The sequence below is a fragment of the Azospira sp. MPR-E4 genome, assembly GCF_058809645.1.
Genome location: NZ_JBXAST010000005.1, coordinates 38231 through 50901 on the forward strand (window position 1 = coordinate 38231; position 12671 = coordinate 50901).

Below are 12671 nucleotides of genomic sequence, written 5' to 3' on the forward strand. Positions count from 1 at the left end.
ATGCCCTTGCACGATCCGGTTCCGGCCCTGGAGGCGCCCCTGGCGGCGGCCTACCGCATCACCCACGCCACCGAATACCGCTACGGGGCCCCGGTGGCCCTCTCCCAGCAGCTGCTGCATCTGACGCCCCGGCCCCTGCCCTGGCAGACGGTACGGGAACACCGGCTGGAGGTGGAGCCCCTGCCGTCCCTGCGCCTGGAGCGCTGGGACGCCTTCGGCAATCCGGTCACCCAGCTGGCCTTCGACGGCCCCCACGACAGCCTCACGGTGCGGGCCGAGACCGAGATCGAGGTGCTGCCCCGCTTTGCCGGCGAACTGCCCCCGGGCCAGCCCTGGGAAGGCTGGCGCCAGGCCCTGGTGTACCGGGGCGCCCTGCCGCCGCCGGCGGAACTGCTGGAGGCGGTGCAGTTCGCCTTTCCCTCTCCCTTCGTCAGCCTGGGGCCCGCCTTCGCCGCCTATGCGGCGCCGTCCTTCACCCCCGGCCGGGGCCTGCTGGCGGCGGCCCGGGACCTCATGGGGCGCATCCATGCCGAGTTCGAATTCGACCCCCAGGCCACCAGCGTCGCCACCCCGGTGGCCGAGGTGCTGGCCAGGAAGCGGGGCGTCTGCCAGGACTTCGCCCACCTCATGCTGGCCTGCCTGCGCTCCCTCGGCCTGCCGGCCCGTTACGTCAGCGGCTACCTGCTCACCGAGCCGCCCCCGGGCTGCCCCCGGCTGATCGGGGCCGACGCCTCCCACGCCTGGGTCTCCCTGTTCTGTCCCGGCCTGGGCTGGGTGGATCTGGACCCCACCAACGACCTCATTCCCGACAGCCGCCACATCACCCTGGCCTGGGGCCGGGACTTCGGCGACGTTTCCCCCATGCGCGGCGTCATCCTGGGCGGCGGCGCCCACGAGCTGGAGGTGGCGGTGACGGTGCTGCCCCTGGCTGCACCGGCCTAGCCGCCGCAGCCATTGATAAAAAAAGAAGGGGCCCTCGGGCCCCTTCTTTTTTGCCCCGGGCGGGGCTAGGGCCTCAGGCGGCCACGGCCAGGGTGTTGCGGTCGATGACCCGGCGCAGGACGAAGCTGGTATGGACGCCGGTGACCCCGGCGATACGGTTGATGCGGTTGAGCAGCAGCTCCTGGTAGGCGTCCATGTCCTGCACCGCCACCTTCAGCTGGTAGTCGGACTGCTGGCCGGTGATGAGCAGGCATTCCAGGACCTCGGGCACCTGGGCGATGGCAGCCTCGAAATTGGTGAAGCGCTCCGGCGTGTGCTGGTCCATGGAAATGCCGATCAGGGCCATCAGGGACAGGCCCAGCTTTTTCGCGTCCAGCTGGGCCCGGTAGCCGGTGATGAGGCCCGCTTCCTCCAGGGCCCGCACCCGGCGCAGGCAGGGGGAGGGGGAGAGGCCGATGCGGTCGGCCAGGTCCTGGTTGCTGATGCGTCCGTCCTCCTGCAGCAGCTGCAAGATCTGGCGGTCGTAGCGGTCGATTTCCATAAAATTCCCGGGGTTTGTGAATGCGTAAAATTATTATTGTGCAATAGGTGATTTAGCGCAATTAAATTGCCGTAAATGTCATTTTTGGGCTGAAGAACGCAAGCACCTGCGGGCCCGAATTCTCTAACATTGCTCCATCGTTTGATTCATTCAGGAGCCCGCCATGTTGTCCAACCCGTCCAGCAAATATCGGCCTTTCGCCCCGGTGCAACTCGCCGACCGCCAGTGGCCCAGCCGGGTCATCACCACCCCGCCGATGTGGATGAGCACGGACCTGCGGGACGGCAACCAGTCCCTCTTCGAGCCGATGAATGTCGAGAAGAAGATGCGCATGTTCAAGACCCTCTGCCAGGTGGGCTTCAAGGAAATCGAGGTGGCTTTCCCCTCCGCTTCCCAGACCGACTTCAACTTCGTGCGCAGCCTCATCGAAGACGGCCACATCCCCCAGGATGTGACCATCGAGGTCCTCACCCAGGCCCGGGAACACCTCATCCGCCGCACCATGGAGTCCATCAAGGGCGCCCCCCGGGCCATCGTCCATGTCTATAACGCCACCTCCCAGCCCTTCCGCGACTTCGTCTTCGGCATGAGCAAGGCCGAGGTGGTGGCCATGGCGGTGGAAGCCGTCACCCTGATCAAGCAGTTGGCCGCCGAGATGCCGGAGACCGAGGTGGTGCTCGAGTACAGCCCGGAAACCTTCACCGCCACCGAACTCGATTTCGCCCTGGAAGTGTGCGACGCCGTCACCGCCGCCTGGGGCGCCACCCCGGACAACAAGGTGATCCTCAACCTGCCGACCACGGTGGAAATGGCCACGCCCAACATCTACGCCGACCAGATCGAGTGGATGCACCGCCACCTGGCCCGCCGCGACAGCGTCATCCTCAGCCTGCACCCCCACAACGACCGGGGCACCGCCGTAGCCGCCGCCGAGCTGGGCCTCATGGCCGGCGCCGACCGGGTCGAGGGCTGTCTCTTCGGCAACGGCGAGCGTACCGGCAATGTGGACATCGTCACCGTGGCCCTCAACATGTACACCCAGGGCGTCCATCCCGGCCTCGACTTCTCCGACATCAACGCCGTCGCCCGTACCGTCGAGCACTGCAACCAGTTGCCCATTCACCCGCGCCATCCCTATGTGGGTGATCTCGTCTTCACGGCCTTCTCCGGCTCCCACCAGGACGCCATCAAGAAGGGTTTTTCCGCTCAAAAGGCGGATGCGCCGTGGAACGTTCCCTACCTCCCCATCGATCCCGCCGACGTGGGCCGCAGCTATGATTCCGTGATCCGGGTGAATAGCCAGTCGGGCAAGGGCGGCATCGCCTACCTGCTGGAGACGGAGTACGGTGTGGTCATGCCGCGCCGCCTGCAGGTGGAGTTTTCCGGGGTGGTCCAGCAGCACGCCGACAGCCACGGCAGCGAACTCACCGCCGCCGACATCTGGCAGCTCTTCTGTCGCACCTACCTGGAGCCGGTGGCGCCGGTGCATTACCGGGAGCACCACCTGTTCGAGCACGGCAGCGCCCAGGGCATCCGCCTCTCGGTGGACATCGACGGCACCGCCCACCTGCTCAGCGGCGAAGGCAACGGCCCCATCGATGCCGCCATCCATGCCCTGCGCGGCGCCGGCCTGCAGGTCCAGGTGCGCAGCTACGAGGAACGCTCCATGGCGCCGAGCCAGGACGGCGGCGAGGCCCGGGCCTGCGCCTTCGTCGAGATGGCCTGCGACGGCCGGGAGTTCTACGGCGTCGGCATCGACGGCAACATCGTCACCGCCTCCCTCAAGGCCATCGTCAGCGGCCTCAACCGCAGCGGCCAGCAGTTCCGCACCCACCAGGCGGCCTGAGACCGGCGGCCGTCGCCGCATGCAAAACGGGGCCCGCGGGCCCCGTTTTTTTTTCGTGCTGCCGGCTCAGCCCCAGCGGGCCAGCATCCACTTCTGCCGCTCGGCCCGGCCGACGAAGCTCCACACCGCCAGGCGGCTCTGCTTCTGCCCCTGGCTCATGGCAATGATGCGGCTGGCGGTGGGCTTGACCTTGGCCAGGGCCGCTTCCACATGGCGCAGGTTTTCCGCCTTGGAGACCAGGGCGGAAAACCACAGAGCCCGCTTGGGGATGCCGGCGCTCTGCTCGATCAGGCGGGTGAGGAAGGCCCGTTCGCCGCCGGGATACCACAGCTCGTTGTCCTGGCCGCCGAAGTTGGAGCCGCCCTTGCCCGGCGTCTGGCCCAGGTTCTTCTGCTTGCGCTCGCCGGCGAAGCGGGCGTCGGCGGCGGAGGCGTGGAAGGGCGGGTTGCACAGGGTCAGGTCGAACTTCTCGCCGGAGCGCAGCACGCCGACGAAGATGTTGTCCGGCACCGGCTGGTGGCGCAGCTCGATGGCGCCGGCCAGATGCTCGTTGGCGGCGAGGATGCGGGCCACGTTGTCCAGGGACTTCTGCTCCGTATCGACGCCGACGAAACGCCAGCCGTATTCGGCGTGGCCGATGAGGGGATAGACGCCGTTGGCGCCGACGCCGATGTCCAGCACCCGCACCCGCTCCCCGGTAGGGATGCGGTCCTCGTTGCCTTCCGCCAGCATGTCGGCCAGGTGGTGCAGCAGGTCGGCCCGGCCCGGGATGGGCGGACACAGATAGCCGGGGGGGATGTCCCAGCCGGAAACGCCGTAGTCCGCTTCCAGCAGGGCCTTGTTGAGGGCCTTGACCGCCTTCGGGTTGGCGAAGTCGATGCTGGGGTTGCCGGCGGGCGTGGTGACGATGAAGCGGGCCAGCTCGGGCGTGATGGCCGCCAGGGTGGCGAAGTCGTAGCCGTGGGCGTGGCGGTTGCGCGGATGCAGGCCGGGCTTGGGGCTGGCGGGGGCGGCGGGATTGGTCATGGGCGATGGGCGGTGAGAGAGGGGGCGAGTATCCCACGGATCGGCGACGGCGCCGGGGAAAGGGTGGGGAAGGGCATTAATGGCCGTTGGGCTGGCGGCGGCAAGGCCGGCGGGTGGGGCGGCAAGAGAGGCGAGCGGTTTGCAGCGGCGTTTCCGGCCGGGGCGGCGGTTCGGCGGCGGGCCCGGATTCTACCGATACCCCCGCCAGGACGCCCGTCCCTCCTGCCTTTCCGTCATGGCATGCCCGGGATGGCCGTCCTGCCTGGCCCCTGGCCTGCCTAGCTGCTGGCGCCCTGGTACAGGGTGCGGAACACGGCCCAGCGGCGCGGGTCGATCTGGCCTGCTTCGAGGGCGCTGCGCAGGGCGCAGTCCGGCTCCCGGTCGTGGCGGCAGTCGCGGAAGCGACACTGACCCAGGTGGGGCGCCAGTTCGGCGAAGGCGTGCTCGATGTCGCTGCGGGAGAGGTGCTGCAGGCCGAAATCCTGCAGGCCGGGGGAGTCGATCAGGTCGCCGGCCTCGGGTTTGGCCGGGTCCAGGTGGTAGAGGCGGGCGTGGGTGGTGGTGTGCTTGCCCGAATCCAGGGCTTCGGAAATTTCCCGGGTGGCGGCGCGGGCTTCGGGAATGAGGGCATTCACCAGGGTCGATTTGCCCATGCCGGACTGGCCCACCAGCAGGCTGGTGTGGCCGGCCAGGAGCGGGCGCAGGGCCTCGGCCCCGTGCAGGGCGGAAAGCTCCAGCACCGGCACGCCGAGGGCGACGAAGGGGGCCAGGGCCTGGCGGGCCGGGGCGATCTTGTCCGCCAGGTCGCACTTGTTGAGGATGATGCGGGCGGCCACGCCCTGGTCCTGGGTGGCCACCAGGGTGCGGCAGACCAGCTCGAAGCTGAAGCCCGGCTCGGTGGCGACCACGATCAGCACCTGGCTGACGTTGGCGGCGATGAGCTTCTGCCGGTATTCGTTGGAGCGGTAGAGTAGGGAACTGCGCGGCGTGATGGCCTCGATGGCGCCCTGGTCCTTGGCCGGACGGCTGATCTCGACCCGGTCGCCGCAGGCGATGTCGCTCTTCTTGCCCCGGGGGAAGCACAGCAGGGTTTCCCCGCCGGCCAGTTCCACCATGTACTGGCGGCCGTGGGCGGCCACCACCTGACCTGGGATGCGCTCGCTCATAGGGCCGCCAGCGCTTCGATCTTGGCGGCGCAGATGAAGTCGTTGCGGGAGAGGCCGCCCACGTCGTGGGTGCCGTAGGTGACGCGCACGGTGTTGTAGTTCACTTGCAGTTCCGGGTGATGGTTTTGCCGCTGGGCCAGCCAGGCGACGCCGTTGGCGAAGAGCATGGCCGCCTCGTAGCCGGTGAAATGGAAAGTCTTGGCGATATGGCCGTCCTCCCGGCTCCAGCCAGGAAGCAGGGGCAGCAGCATGGCCACCGTGGCGTCGTCCAGCCGGTGCTGGGGGCCGGAGAGGTGACGGCAGGTGTCGCGGGCCAGATCGTCCAGGAGCATGGCGCTTTCCTTCAGGCGGTTGCCCCGGCGCCGGTCCGGCGCTGGCTCAGGCGGGTGATGTGAGCGATGCGCAGGGCGGCGGGCGGGTGGGAATCGTAGAACAGGGAATGGAGCGGGTCCGGGGTCAGGGTGCTGGCGTTGTCCTCGTACAGCTTGACCAGGGCGGCCACCAGCTGCTCGCCGTCGGCGTGCTCCACCGCGTAGGCGTCGGCCTCGTATTCGTGGCGGCGGGAGAGCAGGCTGGAAAGGGGCGTCAGCAGGAAGGTGAACACCGGTGCCACCATGAAGAAGAGGATCAGGGCCAGGGCCGTGTTCCGGGCCGAGACGCCGAGACCGGCATAGAACCAGGGCGCTTCCATGAGCTGGCCGAGGAGCCAGAGGAAGCCCAGGGACATGGCGAAGAGCAGGGCGATGCGCTTGACGATGTGGCGCCGCTTGAAATGGCCCAGCTCGTGGGCCAGCACCGCTTCGGCCTCCACCGGGGAGAGGCGGGAGAGCAGGGTGTCGAAGAAGACGATGCGCTTGTTTTTGCCGAAGCCGGTGAAATAGGCGTTGCCGTGGGCGCTGCGTTTGGAGCCGTCCATGACGAAGAGGCCGGAGGCGGCAAAACCGCAGCGGGCCAGCAGGGCCTCGATGCGGGATTTCAGCTCGCCCGCTTCCAGGGGCGCGAACTTGTTGAAGAGGGGGGCGATCCAGGTGGGGTAGATGAACAGCAGCAAAAGATTGAAGCCGGACCAGAAGAGCCAGACGTAGAGCCACCAGTTCTCCCCCATGGAGCCCATCAGCCACAGCACCGCCAGCACCACCGGGGTGCCGATGGCGGCGCCCAGCAGGGTGCTTTTGAGCAGATCGGTGAGGAACAGGGCCGGGGTCATGCGGTTGAAGCCGAAGCGCTCCTCCAGCACGAACTGGCGATACCAGGCGAAAGGCAGGTCGATGGCGCCGGAAATGAGGGTGACGCTGCCGATCAGGCCCAGGCCGTAGCCCAGGGGGCTGTCCGGCAGCCAGCCCTGCCACAGGCCATGCAGGGCCTGGATGCCGCCGCCCAGGGTGAAACCGAGCAGGACCAGGGCTTCCAGGAGGGTGGCGGCCATGCCGAAGCGGTTGCGGGCCACGGTGTAGTCGGCGGCCTTCTGGTGGGCCTCCAGGGAGACGCGGGCGGAGAATTCGGCCGGCACCGCCCCGCGGTGGGCCTGGACGTGGGCGATCTGGCGCCGGGCCAGACCCAGGCGCAGGGCCAGGCTGAGGAGGAGGGCTGCGAGGAATACGAGGGTGAAGGTCACGGCAGGAAAGTCGTCTCGACAGGGAAAAAGCGGATTCGGGGCTGGTCCGGGGTAGGTTCGGCAGGCCGATGATGCAGGAAGGCAGTCAGCCGGCATGAAGCTGTGACAAAATAGAGGCTTCGCAAGTTTCTCCTCGGATTATGGCACAGGACGCAAACCACCTCGTCTGGCTGGACATGGAAATGACCGGCCTCAACCCGGACCAGGATCGCATCATCGAAATGGCCATGGTGGTCACCGACGTCAATCTCAACGTCCTGGCCGAGTCCCCCGTGTGGGCCGTGCACCAGGCCGAGGCGGTGCTGGACGGCATGGACGACTGGAACAAGAACACCCACGGCAAGTCCGGCCTGATCGACCGGGTGCGCGCGTCCGCCACCGACGAGGCCAAGGTCGAGGCCGAGGCCCTGGCCTTCATGGCCCAGTGGGTGCCCCGCCGCGCCACGCCCATGTGCGGCAATTCCATCGGCCAGGACCGCCGTTTCATGGCCCGCTACATGCCGGCCCTGGAAGACTATTTCCATTACCGGAATCTGGATGTGAGCACCCTCAAGGAGCTGTGCCGGCGCTGGGCGCCCGAGGTGGCCCAGGGCTTCGCCAAGAAGGGCCTGCACACGGCCCTTTCCGACATCCACGAATCCATCGAAGAATTGCGGTACTACCGCGAAAAATTCCTGCGGGTCTGAGAATCCGCGGAAAAAACATTTACCACGTTGGGAGGAACAATGAGAAAAATTCTGGGAATGGCATTTCCCCTGCCCCTTGCCCTGAGCCTGTCCCTGGGTCTGCTGGCGGCGCCCGCGCACGCCGCGCCGCCCAAGAAGGAAGCCGCCCCGGCCCCCGCCGCCGCGCCGGCCCCGACCACGCCGGAAGAAAAGCTGGCGGCCATGAAGATCAACATCGCCGCCGCCGTCGCCGCCGGCAAGAAGGCCTCCTTCTTCTGCGCCAACTGTCACGGCGAGGACGGCAACAGCAAGTACCCGGAAGTGCCCAACCTGGCGGGCCAGAACCCGGCCTACCTGCTGGAGCAGATCCGCAAGTTCGGCTCCGGCCAGCGCAAGGATGAATTCATGCAGGGCCTGATCAAGGTGCTGTCCGACGACGAGCGGGTGCAGATTTCCCTGTTCTATTCCGAGTCCAAGGTGGTGCCGGGCAATGCGGACGCCGCCCTGGTGCGCCGCGGCCAGGATACCTTCGCCAAGCTGTGCGTGCGCTGCCACGGCGAGGACGCCCGCGGCAACGAGAAAATTGCCCGCCTGGCAGGCCAGCAGAAGGAATACCTGATCCGCTCCATCACCCGTTACCGGGACAAGACCGGCGAGCGCATCGATCCCCTGATGCAGATCGCCACCGCGCCCCTGACCAACGACGACATCAAGGCCGTGGCCGCCTACCTGACCACCAAGCGCTGAGCTGCTTCAGCCCGCGTCTGGCGCCGTCAAAAAGCCCGGGCCCCTCTCCTTTGCAGGAGCAGGGGCCCGGGTTTTTTCTTGTCTGGAAAAAGGCGATCTTTGCGGCGGCCTCAGCCGGCGCGGCGCTGGTACAGACGCAGCCTTTCCGTCTTGTCGCCGGGACGGGCGCCTTCCCAGACCCGTTCCCAGCCGGTGCCGGCGGTGCCGCTGCTCTTCACCGGCACCAGGGCCAGCATCCAGTCGCAGCGCTTGCCTTCGCTGCTGGCCAGGGGCAGGGGGCGCAGGTCGCCGAAGATGTCGAGGGAGGCCTTCAGGGCCGGCGACAGTTCGCCCCGCACCGCGACGCAGCCGTGCTTGGCCGGCAGGGCCTGGGTCAGGCCGGCCACCACCGGGCGGTAGCTCTTGCCGTAGTCCACCCAGGGGAACCACAGGGCGGCCACCAGCCCCCACAGCAGGGTGACGCCGGCGGTCCAGTGGGTCAGGCCCCGGTAGGGCGAACGGGGCGAGGAGAAAATGAGCCAGAACCAGGCGGCGCTGAGGGCCAGGGCAAAGAGCACGGGGAAGAGGGCGAAGCTGCCTTCGAAGCCCGGCGCCAGCTTGACGAAATTGCGGGCGATCTTGGGCGGCAGGCCGAAGACCATGGCGCTCCAGCCCAGCCAGATGAGGGCGGCGGCCACGGTGAAGGTCATCATGCCGAACCAGTCGAAAAGATTGGTGGCGCCCCGGCGCAGGGTCTTGATGCCGCCGGCGCCGAGCAGGGCCAGGGGGGCCAGCAGGGGCAGGGCGGCCACGCTCTTGGCATCCACGGTGCTGACCACGGTGAGGAAACTGGCGAGGAAGGCCGCCAGGGGCAGCAGCAGGGCCGGGGCGGGCGTCGCGGTCAGCCATTCCCGGCGCCGCGCCCACAGGGTCCACAGGGCCAGGGGCAGGGCCGGCCAGGCGTACCAGGGCAGCATGTTGAGCAGGACCAGGGCGTTGCGCCAGCCGGCTTCCAGACTGCGCAGCTGGGCCAGTTCGCCGTTCCACCAGACGCCGGCCTGGGCCGGGGTCAGCAGCACGGACCATAGCAGGGGGCCGATGGCGGCCAGGGCCAGGGACAGCAGCAACAGGGGGGCGACCAGGGTTTTGCGCGGCGCCAGCCAGGGCAGCAGCACCAGGGGCAGGAGCAGGCCGGGCAGGGCGGCCAGGCCGGCGGCGAGGAAGGCCGTCAGGGCGCCACCGCCGAAGACCAGGGCGCCGCTCCAGGGGTGGCGCCGCAGCAGGGTCAGGCCGGCCAGGGTGGCGGCCTGGGCGGCGAGGAAGGCGATGGCCGGCTGGGCTTCGTGGCTATGCACCAGCAGGCCGATGCAGCCGGCCAGCAGCAGGGGGGCGGAGGCGCTTTCGTCGCGGCCATGCAGCTCCCGGCTGGCCAGGGCGAGGAAACCCAGGGTCAGGGCGGCATAGAGGGCGGTGGCCAGGCGCGCCCCGTCGAACCAGGGCAGCAGCCAGGCGAAGGCCTTGGCGGCCAGGGCTGCGGTCCAGTAGTAGAGCGGCATGGCGTCGGGCCAGGCATCCCGCCCCAGTTGCAGGACCAGGCCGCCGTCGCCCTGCAGCAGGCGCCAGACGATGCCCAGGTGGGTGGCGTCCTCGGCCTTCCACGGATCGTGGCCCACCAGTCCCGGCAGCAGGAACAGGGCGAGCAGCAGGAGCAGGGGCAGTCCCCGGAAAGGGACGGGGTAGCGCGTGGCGGGGCCGGGGAAGTGGCGGTCGATCATGGCCGATAGGTGACTGGAGATAAGGGCGGTCAAAGCAAAAAAGGCAGCCCGTGGCTGCCTTTTTCATTGCGCGGCGCCAGGCGCCGGATCGTCCGCAGAAGCTTAGGCGGACTTGCGCAGGTTGCCGAACTTCTGGTTGAACTTTTCAACGCGGCCGGCGGTGTCCATGATCTTCTGCTTGCCGGTGTAGAACGGGTGGCAGGAGGAGCACACTTCCACGTTCAGGGGCTTGCCCATGGTGGACTTGGTGGTGAAGGTGGCGCCGCAGGAGCAGGTGACCTGGATGTCGTTGTATTCGGGGTGGATACCGGGCTTCATGGTGTGTCCTTTCGAGTCTCTTGGCCGGCGGTTGTGACCGGCCCCTGGAAAACGCGGGATTATCCCTGAACTTTCCAGTAGTTGCAAATGTTTTGTCGGGGCGCCGCCGGGCCTCAGCGGCCGCTGCGCATGGCGTCGAAGAACTCGGCGTTGGCCTTGGTGGCCTTGACCTTGTCCAGCAGGAATTCCATCGCTTCCAGGTCGTCCATGTTGTACAGCAGCTTGCGCAGCACCCACATCTTCTGCAGCACGTCGGGCTTCAGCAGCAGTTCCTCGCGGCGGGTGCCGGAGCGGTTCACGTTGATGGCCGGGTAGATGCGCTTCTCGGCCATGCGGCGATCCAGGTGGATTTCCATGTTGCCGGTGCCCTTGAACTCTTCGTAGATCACGTCGTCCATGCGGGAGCCGGTTTCCACCAGGGCGGTGGCGATGATGGTGAGGGAGCCGCCTTCCTCGATGTTGCGGGCAGCGCCGAAGAAGCGCTTGGGCTTCTGCAGGGCGTTGGCGTCCACACCGCCGGTCAGCACCTTGCCGGAGGCGGGCTGCACGGTGTTGTAGGCGCGGGCCAGGCGGGTGATGGAGTCGAGCAGGATGACCACATCCTTCTTGTGTTCCACCAGGCGCTTGGCCTTCTCGATGACCATTTCGGCGACGATGACGTGGCGGGTGGCCGGTTCGTCAAAGGTGGAGGCCACCACTTCGCCGCGCACGGTGCGCTGCATTTCCGTCACTTCTTCGGGACGCTCGTCGATGAGCAGGACGATCAGCTGCACGTCCGGATGGTTGGCCGTGATGGCGTGGGCGATGTGCTGCAGCATCACGGTCTTGCCGGACTTGGGCGGGGCCACCAGCAGGCCGCGCTGGCCCTTGCCGATGGGGGCGATCATGTCGATGACGCGGGAGGTGGTGTTTTCCTCGGCGCGGATCGGCCGCTCCAGGTGCAGGTGGGAGGAGGGGTGCAGGGGCGTCAGGTTCTCGAAGAGAATCTTGCTCTTGCACGCTTCCGGGGACTCGTAGTTGATCTTGTCCACCTTGACCAGGGCGAAGTAGCGTTCTCCGTCCTTGGGGGTGCGGATCTCGCCCTCGATGGTGTCGCCGGTATGCAGGTTGAAGCGGCGGATCTGGGAGGGGGAGACGTAGATGTCGTCGGTACTGGCCAGGTAGGAGGTTTCCGGGGAACGCAGGAAACCGAAGCCGTCGGGCAACACTTCCAGGACGCCGTCGCCGAAGATGCTCTCGCCCTTCTTCGCATGCTTCTTGAGCAGGGCGAAGATCAACTCCTGCTTGCGCAGCCGGTTGGCGCCCTCGATTTCGTTGGTCGTCGCCATTTCCAGCAATTGGCTGACGTGGAGGTTTTTCAGTTCGGATAGATGCATGGCGTAGGGGGAGTGTCGAGTTTCAGGAAGGGCGGACGGAAGCCGCGTTGAAACGACAGGCAGTGGAAGGCAGACAGAGAAAGTGTCGGGAATCGAAGGTGCGGCGTGCGGGCCGGACCCGGTCAGGGCTGAAACGAAAACGGTCAGGGCGGGGGAGAGCGACGGTGCTTCTTGGCCCGGAGAACCCGGTGTGTTGCAGCCTGAAAGTCCAACCCTTAATCGCGCAGGTTTTTAGTGTTCGTATGCGCTAGGCGCCCTGGTGCGGCGCGGCCGGAACTTTCAGGCAGGCAGCCTAAAGACTTTACAGGTTGCTGTCAATAAAGGCGGTGAGCTGGGACTTGGAGAGGGCGCCGACCTTGGTGGCCTCGACGTTGCCGCCCTTGAACAGCATCAGGGTGGGGATGCCGCGGATGCCGTACTTGGCCGGGGTCTTCTGGTTGTCGTCGATGTTCAGCTTGGCCACCTTGAGCTTGCCGGCGTATTCGGTGGACACCTCGTCCAGGATCGGGGCGATCATCTTGCAGGGACCGCACCATTCGGCCCAGTAGTCCACCAGCACGGGTTGCTCGGACTGAAGAACTTCGGCCTCGAAGCTGTCGTCGGTGACGTAATGGATGTGTTCGCTCATGGAAAAAGCCTCGTTGGGAATCTAAGTCTTTGGAGATTGGGGGAAAT

13 protein-coding genes are annotated in these 12671 nt (G+C 67.2%); 4 read left to right on the top strand and 9 right to left on the bottom strand.

Annotated features, from left to right (window positions below):
• Positions 1–942 carry a transglutaminase family protein gene (locus AC1RTA_RS02840; protein WP_492783898.1) on the top strand — a complete coding sequence of 314 codons (942 nt, stop codon included), beginning with the start codon at positions 1–3 and terminating at the stop codon, positions 940–942.
• A gap of 73 nt (positions 943–1015) precedes the next feature.
• Here the strand turns inward: AC1RTA_RS02840 and AC1RTA_RS02845 are convergent, their stop codons facing one another.
• A complete protein-coding gene (locus AC1RTA_RS02845) occupies positions 1016–1483 on the bottom strand; it encodes an Lrp/AsnC family transcriptional regulator (protein WP_014238240.1) in 468 nt (155 codons plus the stop codon).
• A gap of 163 nt (positions 1484–1646) precedes the next feature.
• Between AC1RTA_RS02845 and leuA the strand changes: the two genes are divergently transcribed.
• On the top strand, positions 1647–3329 hold the full coding sequence (leuA, locus tag AC1RTA_RS02850; RefSeq protein ID WP_416244065.1) for a 2-isopropylmalate synthase: 1683 nt from the start codon (positions 1647–1649) through the stop codon (positions 3327–3329).
• A gap of 66 nt (positions 3330–3395) precedes the next feature.
• Here leuA and rlmF read toward each other — a convergent pair whose 3' ends face one another.
• The 4 genes from rlmF to AC1RTA_RS02870 form a co-directional block, all read right to left on the bottom strand.
• A complete protein-coding gene (gene rlmF / locus AC1RTA_RS02855; protein ID WP_492783899.1) occupies positions 3396–4355 on the bottom strand; it encodes a 23S rRNA (adenine(1618)-N(6))-methyltransferase RlmF in 960 nt (319 codons plus the stop codon).
• A 278-nt stretch (positions 4356–4633) separates the two neighbouring features.
• Entirely contained in the window at positions 4634–5521 is an 888-nt protein-coding gene (gene rsgA / locus AC1RTA_RS02860; RefSeq protein WP_130458861.1) for a ribosome small subunit-dependent GTPase A, read from the bottom strand.
• Positions 5518–5853, bottom strand: a complete 336-nt coding sequence (locus AC1RTA_RS02865; RefSeq protein ID WP_014238236.1) for a 4a-hydroxytetrahydrobiopterin dehydratase — start codon at positions 5851–5853, stop codon at positions 5518–5520. Before AC1RTA_RS02865 ends, rsgA begins: the two co-directional genes overlap by 4 nt.
• Positions 5854–5864: 11 nt before the next feature.
• The gene (locus AC1RTA_RS02870; protein WP_492783900.1) at positions 5865–7136 is read right to left on the bottom strand and encodes a M48 family metallopeptidase; all 1272 of its coding nucleotides are present in this window, start codon (positions 7134–7136) and stop codon (positions 5865–5867) included.
• 140 nt (positions 7137–7276) lie between these two features.
• Here AC1RTA_RS02870 and orn point away from each other — a divergent pair, with 140 nt between their 5' ends.
• Both orn and AC1RTA_RS02880 read left to right on the top strand, forming a co-directional pair.
• Positions 7277–7822: an oligoribonuclease gene (gene orn / locus AC1RTA_RS02875; RefSeq protein ID WP_130458859.1), complete on the top strand. Its 546-nt coding sequence runs from the start codon at positions 7277–7279 to the stop codon at positions 7820–7822.
• Positions 7823–7879: 57 nt separating this feature from the next.
• Positions 7880–8548 (top strand): c-type cytochrome, encoded by a 669-nt coding sequence (locus AC1RTA_RS02880; protein ID WP_232058827.1) that lies wholly within the window; start codon positions 7880–7882, stop codon positions 8546–8548.
• Between the two features lie 110 nt (positions 8549–8658).
• On the opposite strand, the gene AC1RTA_RS02885 is transcribed toward AC1RTA_RS02880, so the two are convergent.
• The 4 genes from AC1RTA_RS02885 to trxA form a co-directional block, all read right to left on the bottom strand.
• Positions 8659–10302 (bottom strand): glycosyltransferase family protein, encoded by a 1644-nt coding sequence (locus AC1RTA_RS02885; RefSeq protein ID WP_492783901.1) that lies wholly within the window; start codon positions 10300–10302, stop codon positions 8659–8661.
• Positions 10303–10404: 102 nt separating this feature from the next.
• On the bottom strand, positions 10405–10620 hold the full coding sequence (rpmE, locus tag AC1RTA_RS02890) for a 50S ribosomal protein L31 (RefSeq protein ID WP_014238231.1): 216 nt from the start codon (positions 10618–10620) through the stop codon (positions 10405–10407).
• 113 nt (positions 10621–10733) lie between these two features.
• Positions 10734–11996 (bottom strand): transcription termination factor Rho, encoded by a 1263-nt coding sequence (rho, locus tag AC1RTA_RS02895; RefSeq protein WP_014238230.1) that lies wholly within the window; start codon positions 11994–11996, stop codon positions 10734–10736.
• A gap of 301 nt (positions 11997–12297) precedes the next feature.
• Positions 12298–12624, bottom strand: coding sequence for a thioredoxin TrxA (gene trxA, locus AC1RTA_RS02900; RefSeq protein ID WP_014238229.1), 327 nt, complete (start codon positions 12622–12624; stop codon positions 12298–12300).
• Positions 12625–12671 lie beyond the last annotated feature (47 nt).

Excerpts from the sequence above, each read along its gene's own strand:
- AC1RTA_RS02845 (WP_014238240.1), bottom strand. The coding sequence starts at position 1,483 with ATGGAAATCGACCGCTACGACCGCCAGATCTTGCAGCTGCTGCAGGAG.
- leuA (WP_416244065.1), top strand. The coding sequence starts at position 1,647 with ATGTTGTCCAACCCGTCCAGCAAATATCGGCCTTTCGCCCCGGTGCAA.
- AC1RTA_RS02865 (WP_014238236.1), bottom strand. The coding sequence starts at position 5,853 with ATGCTCCTGGACGATCTGGCCCGCGACACCTGCCGTCACCTCTCCGGC.
- trxA (WP_014238229.1), bottom strand. The coding sequence starts at position 12,624 with ATGAGCGAACACATCCATTACGTCACCGACGACAGCTTCGAGGCCGAA.
- AC1RTA_RS02840 (WP_492783898.1), top strand. The coding sequence starts at position 1 with ATGCCCTTGCACGATCCGGTTCCGGCCCTGGAGGCGCCCCTGGCGGCG.
- rlmF (WP_492783899.1), bottom strand. The coding sequence starts at position 4,355 with ATGACCAATCCCGCCGCCCCCGCCAGCCCCAAGCCCGGCCTGCATCCG.
- AC1RTA_RS02885 (WP_492783901.1), bottom strand. The coding sequence starts at position 10,302 with ATGATCGACCGCCACTTCCCCGGCCCCGCCACGCGCTACCCCGTCCCT.
- rpmE (WP_014238231.1), bottom strand. The coding sequence starts at position 10,620 with ATGAAGCCCGGTATCCACCCCGAATACAACGACATCCAGGTCACCTGC.
- AC1RTA_RS02880 (WP_232058827.1), top strand. The coding sequence starts at position 7,880 with ATGGCATTTCCCCTGCCCCTTGCCCTGAGCCTGTCCCTGGGTCTGCTG.
- rsgA (WP_130458861.1), bottom strand. The coding sequence starts at position 5,521 with ATGAGCGAGCGCATCCCAGGTCAGGTGGTGGCCGCCCACGGCCGCCAG.
- orn (WP_130458859.1), top strand. The coding sequence starts at position 7,277 with ATGGCACAGGACGCAAACCACCTCGTCTGGCTGGACATGGAAATGACC.
- rho (WP_014238230.1), bottom strand. The coding sequence starts at position 11,996 with ATGCATCTATCCGAACTGAAAAACCTCCACGTCAGCCAATTGCTGGAA.